This window comes from Pseudomonas sp. SWRI50 (assembly GCF_014269095.1).
Classification (GTDB): Bacteria; Pseudomonadota; Gammaproteobacteria; order Pseudomonadales; family Pseudomonadaceae; genus Aquipseudomonas; species Aquipseudomonas kermanshahensis.
In genome coordinates this window covers 57,494-70,164 of record NZ_JABWRW010000014.1, presented here as the reverse complement: position 1 = coordinate 70,164, position 12,671 = coordinate 57,494, and the positions used below count along the sequence as shown (strand labels likewise).

At 62.0% G+C, this 12,671-nt stretch carries 16 protein-coding genes; 10 read left to right on the top strand and 6 right to left on the bottom strand.

Annotation, left to right across the window (positions count from 1 at the left end; translation table 11 throughout):
• Positions 1-16 precede the first annotated feature (16 nt).
• Positions 17-187, bottom strand: coding sequence for a hypothetical protein (locus HU750_RS16125; protein WP_186681143.1), 171 nt, complete (start codon positions 185-187; stop codon positions 17-19).
• Positions 188-194: 7 nt separating this feature from the next.
• Entirely contained in the window at positions 195-497 is a 303-nt protein-coding gene (locus HU750_RS16120) for a DUF1883 domain-containing protein (RefSeq protein WP_027592676.1), read from the bottom strand.
• Positions 498-657: 160 nt separating this feature from the next.
• Between HU750_RS16120 and HU750_RS16115 the strand changes: the two genes are divergently transcribed.
• The 6 genes from HU750_RS16115 to gorA all read left to right on the top strand — a co-directional run bounded on the left by HU750_RS16115 (position 658) and on the right by gorA (position 6,527).
• A complete protein-coding gene (locus HU750_RS16115; protein WP_186681238.1) occupies positions 658-1,017 on the top strand; it encodes a hypothetical protein in 360 nt (119 codons plus the stop codon).
• Between the two features lie 145 nt (positions 1,018-1,162).
• The gene (locus HU750_RS16110; RefSeq protein ID WP_186681141.1) at positions 1,163-1,813 is read left to right on the top strand and encodes a c-type cytochrome; all 651 of its coding nucleotides are present in this window, start codon (positions 1,163-1,165) and stop codon (positions 1,811-1,813) included.
• Positions 1,810-2,724, top strand: a complete 915-nt coding sequence (locus tag HU750_RS16105) for a c-type cytochrome (RefSeq protein WP_186681139.1) — start codon at positions 1,810-1,812, stop codon at positions 2,722-2,724. The genes HU750_RS16110 and HU750_RS16105 overlap by 4 nt, the downstream gene beginning before the upstream one ends.
• A 101-nt stretch (positions 2,725-2,825) precedes the next feature.
• Positions 2,826-4,187, top strand: a complete 1,362-nt coding sequence (locus HU750_RS16100) for a UDP-glucose dehydrogenase family protein (protein WP_186681137.1) — start codon at positions 2,826-2,828, stop codon at positions 4,185-4,187.
• A 47-nt stretch (positions 4,188-4,234) separates the two neighbouring features.
• Positions 4,235-5,074 carry a UTP--glucose-1-phosphate uridylyltransferase GalU gene (gene galU / locus HU750_RS16095; RefSeq protein ID WP_027592671.1) on the top strand — a complete coding sequence of 280 codons (840 nt, stop codon included), beginning with the start codon at positions 4,235-4,237 and terminating at the stop codon, positions 5,072-5,074.
• 97 nt (positions 5,075-5,171) lie between these two features.
• Positions 5,172-6,527, top strand: coding sequence for a glutathione-disulfide reductase (gene gorA, locus HU750_RS16090; protein ID WP_186681135.1), 1,356 nt, complete (start codon positions 5,172-5,174; stop codon positions 6,525-6,527).
• A gap of 117 nt (positions 6,528-6,644) precedes the next feature.
• Here the strand turns inward: gorA and HU750_RS27325 are convergent, their stop codons facing one another.
• Positions 6,645-6,776, bottom strand: a complete 132-nt coding sequence (locus HU750_RS27325) for a hypothetical protein (RefSeq protein WP_264083905.1) — start codon at positions 6,774-6,776, stop codon at positions 6,645-6,647.
• A 34-nt stretch (positions 6,777-6,810) separates the two neighbouring features.
• On the opposite strand from HU750_RS27325, the gene ahpC reads away from it, so the two are divergent.
• The 3 genes from ahpC (at position 6,811) to HU750_RS16075 (ending at position 9,309) form a co-directional block, all read left to right on the top strand.
• Positions 6,811-7,374 (top strand): alkyl hydroperoxide reductase subunit C, encoded by a 564-nt coding sequence (gene ahpC, locus HU750_RS16085; protein ID WP_027592669.1) that lies wholly within the window; start codon positions 6,811-6,813, stop codon positions 7,372-7,374.
• Between the two features lie 124 nt (positions 7,375-7,498).
• On the top strand, positions 7,499-9,061 hold the full coding sequence (gene ahpF / locus HU750_RS16080; protein WP_186681133.1) for an alkyl hydroperoxide reductase subunit F: 1,563 nt from the start codon (positions 7,499-7,501) through the stop codon (positions 9,059-9,061).
• Positions 9,062-9,120: 59 nt separating this feature from the next.
• The gene (locus HU750_RS16075) at positions 9,121-9,309 is read left to right on the top strand and encodes a hypothetical protein (protein WP_027592667.1); all 189 of its coding nucleotides are present in this window, start codon (positions 9,121-9,123) and stop codon (positions 9,307-9,309) included.
• 5 nt (positions 9,310-9,314) lie between these two features.
• On the opposite strand, the gene HU750_RS16070 is transcribed toward HU750_RS16075, so the two are convergent.
• From HU750_RS16070 to nhaR, 3 genes are all read right to left on the bottom strand, one after another.
• Positions 9,315-9,962 (bottom strand): YceH family protein, encoded by a 648-nt coding sequence (locus tag HU750_RS16070; protein ID WP_027592666.1) that lies wholly within the window; start codon positions 9,960-9,962, stop codon positions 9,315-9,317.
• Between the two features lie 135 nt (positions 9,963-10,097).
• On the bottom strand, positions 10,098-11,309 hold the full coding sequence (gene sstT / locus HU750_RS16065) for a serine/threonine transporter SstT (RefSeq protein WP_027592665.1): 1,212 nt from the start codon (positions 11,307-11,309) through the stop codon (positions 10,098-10,100).
• An 82-nt stretch (positions 11,310-11,391) separates the two neighbouring features.
• Positions 11,392-12,285, bottom strand: a complete 894-nt coding sequence (nhaR, locus tag HU750_RS16060) for a transcriptional activator NhaR (protein ID WP_085273080.1) — start codon at positions 12,283-12,285, stop codon at positions 11,392-11,394.
• Positions 12,286-12,419: 134 nt separating this feature from the next.
• On the opposite strand from nhaR, the gene HU750_RS16055 reads away from it, so the two are divergent.
• Complete coding sequence (locus HU750_RS16055; RefSeq protein WP_099454668.1) at positions 12,420-12,659, top strand: hypothetical protein; 240 nt, start codon at positions 12,420-12,422, stop codon at positions 12,657-12,659.
• Positions 12,660-12,671 lie beyond the last annotated feature (12 nt).

Here is a 12,671-nt window from a genome sequence, read left to right as displayed (position 1 = left end):
AGTACCTGCGGGGCGTTTACAGGGCCTTGCTGACCTGGATGTCGCTGATCTTTTCGGCGTCGTCGCCGTGGATCTTGCGCAGCGCTTGCAGCGCCTGCTCCTGGGAGGCATCGCTCATGAGTGCGAAATCCCAACGGCGCGCGCCGTCGAGTTTGTATTTGATGACGTACTTGATGGTCTGGGTCATGGCGGTCTTATCTGAGTTTCGACGACGAGCGACGGATGATCTTGATCTTGTGGGTCAAGGTCGGCTTGCGCGTTACCGAGATCGGGCGCGTGGTCACGGTATCGAGGGTGATGTTCCAGAAACCGGTACTCGGAACGGTGATCTTGGCCGGGAACTTGTCGAAGGCACCACCATGGTAGGTGTGTCGACCGCCATTTTTGAAGCTGCGGAAGTTGGCGTCGTTCATCAGGCGGATGTTGCAGCGCTGGGAGCACTCGATGACGACGATATCGTCCTCGTTGAGGTGCTCGCGCTGGTGTACGAATTTCATGTGATGCTCCGCAAGGTTTGGATCTGCAAAGGCGAAAGATACCACGATGTCACGCTAAGCTGCCGCGCTCGATGGCCAGGCGTAGATAATTCTGCCAAAGCAGGGAGCAAACAGGCGTGGCTGTGGTCGAACTGGATTCTTGATGGCAGAGGTGCTGCAAATGAAGTGGATGGTGGCGGCGTTGTTCCTGGGGCTTGGGGGCTGTGTCAGCGTTTCGGAGCTTGAGCAGTCGCATGAAACGATGGATGTGATGTCTGGCAAGACACCGCGTGAATACGCCGATTGCGTCAAGCAGAAGCTGGCCGATACCCGTGATCCGTTGGTCGAGGAGCAACGCGGTGATGGCTTGCGCCTGATCGTCCCGCAAAAGCTCACGGCCGGGGCTGGGCCGGCGGCACTGGTCGATATCGACTCGCGTGGCAGCGGCAGCAGCATTAAATTGCATGAACGGTTGAACAACTTCCCGTTGCGCCTGGGTGATGTGCGCACCGCAGCGACGCAATGCATTTCTGGCCATTGATCTGGCGCAACGGATGCGCGGTTAAACGGCCAATCGCTGTCACCTGGTAGGTGTTGGCGTTGTTGCGACTTGCCCTACGGGTCTAGTATCCATTTGCTTATGTTTTTTAAGCCTAAGCTTATAACAAAAGAAATGGAGATTCGTGATGACCCCGTTGAGTCGAGTCGTGATCGGCAGCCTGCTGATCCTGGCCTGGCCCACGGCGCATGCCGCCGATGGCCAGAAGATCTTCACCCAGGGTGGGGCGAACCCCGCCGCCATGGCCTGTATAGGTTGCCATGGCCCAGACGGCAAGGGCATTGCCGCTGCCGGGTTCCCTCGCTTGGCCGGCCTGCCGGCCGGTTACCTCAGCAAGCAATTGCAGGATTGGCGCAATGGCACCCGCAAGCAGCCGGTCATGGAACCGCTTGCCAAGGCCCTGAGCGACGACGAAATCAAAGCTGTCAGTGCCTACCTGGCCAGCCTCCCGGCTGAGCCAGCAGCCGATCTGCGCCGCCAGCAGATAGCCGATGACCCCACCACGCGCCTGGCACTGTATGGCGACTGGGGGCGGCAGATTCCGGGGTGTGTGCAATGCCATGGCCCAGGCGGCAGCGGTGTGGGTGAGCATTTCCCACCGCTTGCAGGCCAGCCTGCGGCTTACCTGGTAGCCCAACTGAATGCCTGGCGCGACGGCAGCCGCAGCAATGACCCCAACCAACTGATGGTCGGCGTGGCCAAGGCCATGACCGATGACGAGGTCAAGGCGATTGCCGCGTTCTTCGCCCGTCCCGCCCACCCGGAGGTCACGCCATGAAGCCGATGATTCCAGCCGTGCTGCTGTTGGCCATGGGCAGTGCCCAGGCAGGCCCGATCGCCATGGAAGACCAGTCGCAGTTGAAAGTGCCGGGCGTGCAGGCCGCGCCCCAGTTCGTGCCGCCTGCCGAGAGCGAGTTGCCGGACAATGCCTTTGGCAAGATGGTCCGCCAGGGCCATGCGCTGTTTGTCGATACCCGGCGGCTGATGCCCGAAGCCGTGGGCAACGGCATGAACTGCAGCAACTGCCACCTTGATCAGGGGCGCTTGGCCCACTCTGCGCCGATGTGGGGTGCGTATCCGATGTACCCGGCGTATCGCAAGAAAAACGACAAGGTCAACACCTATGCCGAGCGTATTCAGGGGTGTTTCCAGTTCAGCATGAATGGCAAACCACCGGCGGCAGACAGCCCGCAGATGACGGCGTTGTCGGTGTATGCCTACTGGTTGTCGACCAAGGCGCCGACAGGCGTGGAGATCGCCGGGCGCGGCTACCCGGATGTCCCTCAGCCCAAGGGTGGCTATGACTTCAAGCGTGGCCAGCAGGTCTACCGTGACCAGTGTGCGATTTGCCACGGCGACAATGGCGAAGGGCAGCAGGTGGCCGGCGAGTATGTGATGCCGCCGTTGTGGGGCAAGGATTCCTACAACTGGGGGGCCGGGATGCACCGTATCAACACGGCGGCGTCTTTCATCAAATACAACATGCCGCTGGGCAAGCCTGGCAGCCTGAGCGATGAACAGGCCTGGGATGTGGCGGCATGGATCAACCGCCATGAGCGGCCGCAGGATCCGCGGTTGGTGGAGGGCTCTATCGAGAAGACGCGGCTGAAGTTTCATGCCAATGACGGGGTGAACCTGTATGGGCAGAAGGTCGAGGGGGTGCTGATCGGGCAAGGAACCGGTAGCTGATAGGCCAGCACAGGCAACAACCGTTTTTGTCATCAACCCGTCACCGCCCTGCAACCACTGCCGGGTTGCAATGGCCGCCATCATCCTGAAGGAGCGCGGCCATGGAACTCTGTGTGATCGGGGCGGGGTATGTTGGTTTGGTGACGGCGGCCTGTTTTGCCGAAATGGGCAATCGCGTGGTCTGCCTGGAACGCGACCCGCAGCGCCTGATGCAACTGCGCCAAGGCCACTGCCCGATCCACGAGCCAGGCCTGCAGGCGCTGTTGCACAGCGCCATGCAGGCGGGCCGGCTGGCCTTCAGCGATGACTGGCAGCAAGCCCTGGCCGCCGCCGAGGTGGTGTTCATCGCAGTGGGCACACCGAGCCAGGAAGACGGCTCAGCCGACCTGCAGCATGTGCTGGCCGTGGCCGACAGCCTGGGGCGACACCTGACCCACCCGTGCCTGGTGGTGAACAAGTCGACTGTTCCCGTAGGCACCGCGGAACGCGTAGCCCGGCACATTGCGCTTGGCCTGCGCGAGCGTGGCGCAGGCTTTGTTGTCGAGGTGGCGAGCAACCCCGAGTTTCTCAAGGAGGGTAGCGCCCTGGAAGACTTCATGCGCCCGGACCGCATCATCATCGGCACCGACAGCGCAGCCGCCAGCCAGTGCCTGCAGCGGCTGTATGCGCCGTTTGTGCGTAACCGTGAACGCATCCTGTTGATGGCGCCGCGCGCCGCCGAATTCAGCAAATACGCCGCCAATGCCTTTCTGGCCACCAAGATCTCCTTCATCAACGAGCTGGCCGGGCTTTGCGCGCAGCTGGACGTGGATATCGAGCAGGTGCGACGAGGCATTGGCAGCGACCGGCGCATCGGCAGCCATTTCATCTATGCCGGGTGTGGCTATGGCGGCTCGTGCTTCCCCAAGGATGTCCGGGCGCTGATCCGCACCGCCGAGCAGCTTGGCTACCCGGCGGGTATTCTGCAGGCGGTGCAAGCCCGTAACGAAGCGCAGAAGACCTTGCTGTTCAAGGCGCTGCACCAGCATTTTGGCGGCTTCATGCGTGGGCGTAGCGTGGCGCTGTGGGGGTTGGCCTTCAAACCCGGTACCGACGACCTGCGCGAGGCGCCCAGCCTGGTACTGATCGACGCCTTGCTGGCGGCCGGTGCGCGGGTACAGGCCTGCGACCCGGTGGCGCTGGGCGGCATGGCAGGGCGCTACCCGCACGCCTTGGACACTGGCCAACTGCGCCTGAGCGAAGACCCTTACGCCTGCGTCGAAGGCGCGGACGCCTTGGTACTGGTGACCGAATGGAAGCAATTCAGGCAGCCGGACTTCCTACGGGTGCGGGGGCTTATGCGCATGCCAGTGGTATTCGATGGTCGCAATATTTACGATGCTCAGGAACTATCTACACTGGGTTATCTCTATCATGGCATCGGTCGGCCTCAGGTGGGGCATTGTAAGGTGACTGCCGCCTGATTAGACTGCGCCGAATTCCACAGGCCTAGCCTTCGTTAAGGACGTATATGATCAAAAAATGCTTGTTCCCGGCCGCCGGCTACGGCACCCGCTTCCTGCCCGCTACCAAAGCCATGCCTAAGGAAATGCTGCCGGTGGTCAACAAGCCGCTGATCCAGTATGGCGTTGAAGAAGCGCTGGATGCCGGGCTGAACGAGATCTCCATCGTGACTGGCCGTGGCAAGCGTGCCTTGGAAGACCACTTCGACATCAGCTACGAGCTGGAAAACCAGATCAAGGGCACCGACAAGGAAAAATACCTGGTCGGCATCCGTCGTCTGCTCAACGAGTGCTCTTTCTCCTACACCCGTCAGACCGAAATGAAGGGCCTGGGCCACGCGATCCTCACCGGCCGTCCGCTGATCGGCGACGAACCGTTCGCCGTTGTGCTGGCTGACGACCTGTGTGTCAACCCGGAAGGTGACGGTGTTCTGACCCAGATGGTCAAACTGTACAAGCAGTACCGCTGCTCGATCGTTGCCATCCAGGAAGTCGACCCGCAGGAAACCAACAAGTACGGTGTGATCGCCGGCGAGATGATCCGCGACGACATCTTCCGCGTCACCGACATGGTCGAAAAACCGGCCCCTGAGGACGCGCCATCGAACCTGGCGATCATTGGTCGCTACATCCTGACCCCGGATATCTTCGATATCATCGCCAACACCAAGCCGGGCAAAGGCGGTGAAATCCAGATCACCGACGCCCTGCTGCAGCAGGCCAAAGATGGCTGCGTGATCGCCTACAAGTTCAAGGGCAAGCGTTTCGACTGCGGTGGCGCCGAAGGCTACATCGACGCGACCAACTTCTGCTTCGAGAACTACTACAAGACGGGCAAGGCTTACTGATAAGCCTGGCAGGTCTGAGAGCCACCCTTCGGGGTGGCTTTTTTGTTTGCGGCGGCCAACGGCGGTATGCTGGGCGCCAGCCTAGGAGACTGAATAAATGGCCTACGATTTTGATCTGTTCGTGATTGGTGCCGGGTCCGGCGGTGTGCGCGCTGCGCGCTTTGCCGCGGGCTTTGGCGCGAAAGTGGCAGTGGCCGAGAGCCGCTACCTGGGCGGTACCTGCGTCAACGTCGGCTGCGTGCCGAAAAAACTGCTGGTGTATGGCGCGCACGTCGCTGACGAGCTGGAACAAGCCGCAGGCTTCGGCTGGACCCTGGAAGAAGGGCATTTCGACTGGGGCACCTTGATTGCCAACAAGAACCGGGAAATCGAGCGCCTCAACGGCATCTACCGCAACCTGCTGGTCAACAGCGGGGTGACCTTGTTGCAAGGCCATGCACGGCTGACCGGCGCCAACGAAGTGGACGTCGACGGCCAGCGCTACACGGCCGAGCACATCCTCATTGCCACTGGTGGCTGGCCGCAGGTGCCAGACATCCCAGGCAAGGAACTGGCTATCACCTCCAACGAGGCGTTCTACCTCAAGGAACTGCCCCGCCGTGTGCTGGTGGTGGGCGGTGGTTACATTGCCGTCGAGTTTGCCGGCATCTTCCAGGGCCTGGGTGCCGACACCACCTTGCTGTATCGCGGCGACCTGTTCCTGCGTGGCTTCGACGGCTCGGTGCGCACGCACCTGAAAGAAGAGCTGGAAAAACGCGGCCTCGATCTGCAGTTCAATGCGGACATCCAGCGTATCGACAAGCTGGATGACGGCAGCCTCAAGGCCACCCTCAAGGACGGCCGCGAGCTGGTTGCCGACTGTGTGTTCTACGCCACCGGTCGCCGGCCGATGCTGGACAACCTGGGCCTGGAAAACACCGGCGTCGAGCTGGATGCCCGCGGCTACATTCGCGTCGACGACCAGTACCAGACCACCGCGCCATCGATCCTCGCCATCGGCGATGTGATCGGCCGGGTGCAGCTTACCCCCGTGGCCCTGGCCGAGGGCATGGCCGTTGCACGGCGGTTGTTCAAGCCCGAGCAGTACCGCCCGGTGGACTACCAGAACATCCCCACCGCAGTGTTCAGCCAGCCGCCGATCGGTACCGTCGGCCTGACCGAAGAACAGGCGCTGGAAGCCGGGCATAAGGTGCAGATCTTCGAGAGCCGTTTCCGGGCCATGAAGCTGACCCTTACCGACATCCAGGAAAAGACCCTGATGAAGCTGGTGGTCGATGCCGAGACCGACAAGGTCCTGGGTTGCCACATGGTTGGGCCGGATGCCGGTGAGATCGTCCAGGGCCTGGGGATTGCGCTGAAGGCCGGGGCGACCAAGCAGCAGTTCGACGAGACCATCGGCGTGCACCCGACGGCAGCCGAAGAGTTCGTGACCATGCGTACCGTTACCCGCTGATAATCGCGTGTGACGACACCACCCTGTGGGAGCGGGTTTACCCGCGAAGAATACAACGCGGTGTATGGCACCGGCTTTGCCGGTGTTCGCGGGTAAACCCGCTCCCACAGGGTTTTCCTACACAAGCAGCAGCTGGTTGTTCAGCGCAATCTCTTCTATTAATAAACCCTGGTTATAGCCAAAACCAATCAGCAGCATCAGCTTTGCCAATGAGCCTTCATTGGGATGAACGGTTAGGATTCTCTCCATCAACTGATTCCAACCCCATGAAGGAGCGTCTCTCATGCCTATCATCAACAGCCAAGTCAAACCGTTCAACGCCACTGCCTACCACAAAGGCGAGTTCGTCCAGGTCAGCGAAGCCGACCTGAAAGGCAAGTGGTCTGTCGTGTTCTTCTACCCGGCTGACTTCACCTTCGTCTGCCCAACCGAACTGGGTGACCTCGCTGACAACTACGCCGAGTTCCAGAAGCTGGGCGTTGAGATCTACGGCGTGTCCACCGACACCCACTTCACCCACAAAGCCTGGCACGACACTTCGGACACCATCGGCAAGATCGAATACCCGCTGATCGGTGACCCGACCCACATCATCTCGCGCAACTTCGACGTACTGATCGAAGAAGCCGGCCTGGCCGATCGCGGTACCTTCGTGATCAACCCAGAAGGCCAGATCAAGATCGTCGAACTCAACGACGGTGGTGTAGGCCGTGACGCCAGCGAGCTGCTGCGCAAGGTCAAGGCTGCCCAGTACGTTGCCGCCCACCCAGGCGAAGTCTGCCCGGCCAAGTGGAAAGAAGGCGAAGCCACCCTGGCACCGTCGCTGGACCTGGTTGGCAAGATCTAAGGTCGTGCGCCAGTCGCGGGCGGTAAGCAGCCGCCAAAGCTGAAATACCTACCGCCCCGCCAAACGCCCGGGCGCTACTGCCTGGGCGTTTTTGTATCTGAAGATTGAAAAAGGAATCGCCCGTATGTTGGACGCCACGCTTAAATCGCAACTGAAAACCTACCTGGAGCGGGTCACCCAGCCGATCGAGATCGTTGCCTCCCTCGACGACGGCGCGAAGTCCCGGGAATTGCACGACCTGCTGGTGGAAATCGCCAGCCTGTCGAACCTGATTACCCTGCGCGCGGACGGAAGCGACGCTCGTCGTCCTTCGTTCTCGCTCAACCGCCCGGGGGCTGAAATCAGCCTGCGTTTCGCCGGCATCCCCATGGGCCACGAATTCACCTCCCTGGTGCTGGCGCTGCTGCAAGTCGGCGGCCACCCGTCCAAGGCCAGCGCCGACGTGATCGAGCAGATCCAAGGGCTGGAAGGCGAATTCACCTTCGAAACCTACTTCTCGCTGTCGTGCCAGAACTGCCCGGACGTGGTCCAGGCGCTGAACCTGATGGCGGTGCTCAACCACAACGTGCGCCATGTGGCCATCGACGGCGCGCTGTTCCAGGACGAAGTCGAAGCGCGCAAGATCATGGCGGTGCCGAGCGTTTACCTGAACGGCGAGGTGTTTGGCCAGGGCCGCATGGGCCTGGAAGAGATTCTGGGCAAGATCGACACCAGCGCCGGCACCCGCCAGGCCGAGAAGATCAACGCCAAGGACGCATTCGACGTATTGGTGGTCGGTGGTGGCCCAGCCGGCGCCGCGGCGGCGATCTATGCCGCGCGTAAAGGCATCCGCACCGGTGTTGCCGCCGAGCGCTTTGGTGGGCAGGTGCTCGACACCCTGGCCATCGAAAACTTCATTTCAGTGCAGGAAACCGAAGGGCCGAAGCTGGCCACCGCGCTGGAAGAACACGTCAAGCAGTACGACGTCGACATCATGAACCTGCAGCGCGGCGAGGCGTTGATCCCTGCCACCGACGGCGGCCTGCACGAAGTACGCCTGGCCAGTGGTGCCTCGCTCAAGGCCAAGACCGTGATCTTGGCCACCGGTGCCCGCTGGCGCGAAATGAACGTGCCGGGTGAACAGGAATACCGCGGTCGCGGCGTGGCCTACTGCCCGCACTGTGACGGCCCGCTATTCAAGGGCAAGCGCGTGGCGGTGATCGGCGGCGGCAACTCTGGTGTGGAAGCGGCCATCGACCTGGCCGGCATTGTCGCCCAGGTGACGCTGATCGAGTTCGACAGCCAACTGCGTGCTGACGCCGTGTTGCAACGCAAGCTGCACAGCTTGCCGAACGTCAAGGTGATCACCAGCGCGCTGACCACCGAAGTGCTGGGCAATGGTGAGAAAGTGTCCGGTTTGCGCTACAAGGATCGCACCACCGATGAGCTGCATGACCTGGCGCTGGAGGGCATCTTCGTACAGATCGGTCTGCTGCCGAACACTGACTGGCTGAAAGGTACGGTCGAGCTGTCGCCGCGTGGCGAGATCATTGTCGATGCCAAGGGCGCGACCAACATCCCAGGCGTGTTTGCCGCCGGTGACGTGACCACAGTGCCGTACAAGCAGATCGTCATCGCAGTAGGCGAGGGCGCCAAGGCTTCGCTGGCAGCCTTCGATCACCTGATCCGCACCTCGGCGCCGGCGTAAGCCAAGCGCAAGCCTGAGGGTGTCTATGATTACCCCAGACACCCTCAGGAATCTCACCCATGACCCTGATCAGCCGCGAACCCTGGTGGCTAGTGCCACCCAAGCCCGGGCAAAAGGAGCAGGACCTGCACTGGGGCTATCTGGAAATCTACGCCGACGGCCGCACTGTGTTCGTCGACCAGCGCCCCAGCGATAAAGAACTGGCCGAGCGCAAAAGCTGCCGCAACTTCCCCGACCCCGAGCACTGAAGGGCTCAGCCTTCGAGCTCGGCCAGGCGCGCCTCCAGCGCTGCAATCCGGGCTTCCAAGGCCTCTATGCGCTCCTCCGAAACATTACCGCCACTGCTGCGGGCGCCCCCCTCCTGCTGGCGCGCGGCCAAAATCGCCTCGATTTCTGCCGGGTCACCCAGCGCATGGGTATAGCGGTCTTCGCGTTGGCCTGCCTGGCGCGGCAGGTGCAAAGCCAAATCCCGTGAAATCAGGCGCTCCAGCTGGTGCTGGATTTGTTCAGTGTCGTCGAAGTCGTGCAGGCGGTTGCTGCGGCTGAGCAGCTCGTTGAGGGTTTGCGGCCCCCGCAGGAACATCAGGCCCATCAGCACCAGCTGCGCCGGCACCAATTCCAGGGCCTTGTCCACGCGCTGCTCCCAGCGGTCGGCGCGGCTGCCCATCTGCAAGCGTGTCATGCCCTGGCCTTCGAGTGCGCGCAAGGCCTGGCCGACCTGGCCTTGGGTGAGGTTCATCACCGGCTCGCGGCTGGTCTTCTGGTTACAGGCCAGGACCAGGGCATTGAGAGTCAGTGGGTAGCTTTCCGGGCTGGTGGCCTGTTTTTCGATCAGCGAGCCGAGAATGCGAATCTCGGTGCTGTTGAAACGGCCTTCACCTGCGGTTTCGTGTTCTGACATGGCCCAGTCTCATTGCGAGGAAAAGGCCACTAGCGTAGGTAAAGCCGCTGCATTAGGCAATTGGCAGCGCTTGTTGAACGGCCTTGCCGGGGCTCCGGGCTGGTCGGAAAGGGCCGCAAAGCGGCCCCAACACGCTTAAGCCCCGCGTCGCTCTTCAGCCTGGCACGCCGCTGCCGTGAACAGCACATCGGTCGAAGAATTCAGCGCAGTCTCGGCCGAATCCTGCAGCACGCCAATGATGAAGCCCACGGCAACCACCTGCATGGCGATCTCGCTGGGGATGCCAAACAGGCTGCAAGCCAGCGGGATCAACAACAGCGAACCACCCGCCACGCCCGAAGCGCCGCACGCGCAGACCGCTGCCACCACACTCAGCAACACCGCAGTCGGCAAGTCGACCGGGATACCCAGGGTGTGCACGGCCGCCAGGGTCAGCACGGTGATGGTGATCGCGGCGCCGGCCATGTTGATGGTCGCGCCCAGGGGGATCGACACCGAATAGGTGTCTTCATGCAGGCCAAGGCGCTCCGACAGCGCGAGGTTGACCGGAATGTTGGCGGCCGAGCTGCGGGTGAAGAACGCCGTGATACCGCTTTCACGCAGGCACAACAACGTCAGTGGGTACGGGTTGCGGCGAATCTTCCAGAACACGATCAGCGGGTTCATCACCAGGGCTACGAACAGCATGCAGCCAATCAGCACGGCCAGCAGGTGCAAGTAGCCGAGCAGGGCGTTCAAGCCTGACTGGGCCAGGGTCGCGCTGACCAGGCCGAAGATGCCCAGCGGGGCGAAGCGGATGACCACGCGCACGATCAGGGTCACGCCGTTGGACAGGTCCTCGACCACAGTGCGGGTGGTTTCGCCTGCATGGCGCAGGGCCACGCCCAGGCCGATCGCCCAGGTCAGTACGCCGATGAAGTTAGCATTGAGCAAGGCGTTGACCGGGTTGTCGACGGCGCTCAGCAGCAGGTTCTGCAGCACTTCCGTGATGCCGCCCGGCGCACTCAGGGCGGCGTCGCCGGCGCTCAGTGCCAGGTGCGATGGGAACAGCATGCTGGCGACCACGGCCACCACGGCTGCGGCAAAGGTACCCAGCAGGTACAGCCACAGGATCGGGCGGATGTGGGTTTCCTGGCCATGGCGGTGGTTGGCGATCGAGGCCATGACCAGGATGAACACCAGGATCGGCGCCACGGCTTTGAGGGCGCTGACGAACACCTTGCCGAGGAAGGCCAGGTTGCGGGCGACGTCGGGCGCCAGCAGTGCCAGGGCGATGCCCGCGAGCAGGCCGATGACGATCTGCGTCACCAGGCTGGTGCGGTTGAGGAGGCGGAAGACAGGGGTCATGTGCAGCGCAGTCTCGGTTTTTGAAAGGGCGGGACTTTACCACAGACCGCTGTAGGGCTTGCCGGCAATGAAGTGGGAAAAATTACCAGTGAAACAGCTCCCGCCGTGCCCCCTCGGTAATGGCCACGATGCCCGGGTGCTTGACCTTGCGCTCCACCGAGATGGCGTAGAACGACTCATGCACCGCCTCGGTCTGCCCGATCAACTGCACGCCATACTGGCGGCACACCTCCTCGGCGATGACGCTGGGCGCGACGAAAATGCCGCTGCCCGATTGCCCGAATGCCTGCATCAAGGCGCTGTCGTCGAACTCGCCAACGATGCGCGGCTGCACCTGTTGCTCGCCCAGCCAACGCAGCAAGCGGCTGCGCACCACGGTTTCCTGGCCTGGAATCAACAGCGGCGCATCTTGCAGGCAGGCCGGGAAGGGGCCGGCATGGCGTTGTGCCAAGGCCTGGGTGGCGAAGAAACTCAGGCCGCACTCGCCCAGCTTCTGGCTGTAGCCCTTGATGTCCAGGTGGCTGGGCATCGGGCTGTCGGAGATAACCAAGTCCAGGCGTTGGATCGCCAAGTCTGCCAGCAGCCGCTCCAGCTTATCTTCGCGGCAGTTGATGCGCAGCACCTCGTCCAGCTCCATGGTCGGCGCCAGCAGGCGATAGACGATGGATTTGGGGACCACGTCGGCCACGCCCACACGGAACAGGATCTGTTCCTGTGGGCCGGCACGCAGTAGCGCTTCAAGCTCGCCGCCGATCTGGAACATCTGCTCGGCATATACCAGCGTCTGGCGGCCGGTTTCGGTCAGCTCCAGTTGCCGCCCGACCCGTTGAAACAGCTCCAAGCCATAGGTCTGCTCGAACAGGCTGATCTGCCCGCTGATGGTCTGGGGGGTCAGGTTCAATTGCTCACTGGCCCGCGCAATGCTGCCGGTCTTGGCCACGGCCCAGAAGTAGTGCAACTGGCGGTAGTTGAGCATCGGTTTTTTCTCGATTCGTAAAAACCGAAGTATAACCGCTGAAAATACGAATTTTCCTGATGTATTAGCCTCTTTAGAATGCGACTCCATCAGGCGCTGCGTGCGCCGCCGGAATATCGACAAGCGAGGAACCCATGTTGCAGCTTAAATCCATTGGCACGCCTTTGGTGTTGGCCCTGGCCCTGTTCACCCTGGCCGGCTGCGATCAGGCCGAGAAATCCGCCCAGCAGATGCTCGACCAGGCCGCCCAGTCGGCCAAGCAGGCCATCGACAAGACCAACGAAGCGGCGCAGCAGGCCCTGAGCGATGCCATCGGCAGCGAAGGCCAGGCGCCAAAAGACGTTGAAAAGCAAGAAAAGACCCAGGACATCTGACCCCAAGACCCG

Coding starts and splice junctions, on each gene's coding strand:
- galU (WP_027592671.1), top strand. CDS start 4,235: ATGATCAAAAAATGCTTGTTCCCGGCCGCCGGCTACGGCACCCGCTTC.
- gorA (WP_186681135.1), top strand. CDS start 5,172: ATGGCCTACGATTTTGATCTGTTCGTGATTGGTGCCGGGTCCGGCGGT.
- HU750_RS16070 (WP_027592666.1), bottom strand. CDS start 9,962: ATGTCAGAACACGAAACCGCAGGTGAAGGCCGTTTCAACAGCACCGAG.
- HU750_RS16075 (WP_027592667.1), top strand. CDS start 9,121: ATGACCCTGATCAGCCGCGAACCCTGGTGGCTAGTGCCACCCAAGCCC.
- HU750_RS16055 (WP_099454668.1), top strand. CDS start 12,420: ATGTTGCAGCTTAAATCCATTGGCACGCCTTTGGTGTTGGCCCTGGCC.
- HU750_RS16100 (WP_186681137.1), top strand. CDS start 2,826: ATGGAACTCTGTGTGATCGGGGCGGGGTATGTTGGTTTGGTGACGGCG.
- ahpF (WP_186681133.1), top strand. CDS start 7,499: ATGTTGGACGCCACGCTTAAATCGCAACTGAAAACCTACCTGGAGCGG.
- HU750_RS27325 (WP_264083905.1), bottom strand. CDS start 6,776: ATGGAGAGAATCCTAACCGTTCATCCCAATGAAGGCTCATTGGCAAAG.
- HU750_RS16115 (WP_186681238.1), top strand. CDS start 658: ATGAAGTGGATGGTGGCGGCGTTGTTCCTGGGGCTTGGGGGCTGTGTC.
- nhaR (WP_085273080.1), bottom strand. CDS start 12,285: ATGCTCAACTACCGCCAGTTGCACTACTTCTGGGCCGTGGCCAAGACC.
- HU750_RS16105 (WP_186681139.1), top strand. CDS start 1,810: ATGAAGCCGATGATTCCAGCCGTGCTGCTGTTGGCCATGGGCAGTGCC.
- sstT (WP_027592665.1), bottom strand. CDS start 11,309: ATGACCCCTGTCTTCCGCCTCCTCAACCGCACCAGCCTGGTGACGCAG.
- HU750_RS16110 (WP_186681141.1), top strand. CDS start 1,163: ATGACCCCGTTGAGTCGAGTCGTGATCGGCAGCCTGCTGATCCTGGCC.
- HU750_RS16120 (WP_027592676.1), bottom strand. CDS start 497: ATGAAATTCGTACACCAGCGCGAGCACCTCAACGAGGACGATATCGTC.
- ahpC (WP_027592669.1), top strand. CDS start 6,811: ATGCCTATCATCAACAGCCAAGTCAAACCGTTCAACGCCACTGCCTAC.
- HU750_RS16125 (WP_186681143.1), bottom strand. CDS start 187: ATGACCCAGACCATCAAGTACGTCATCAAATACAAACTCGACGGCGCG.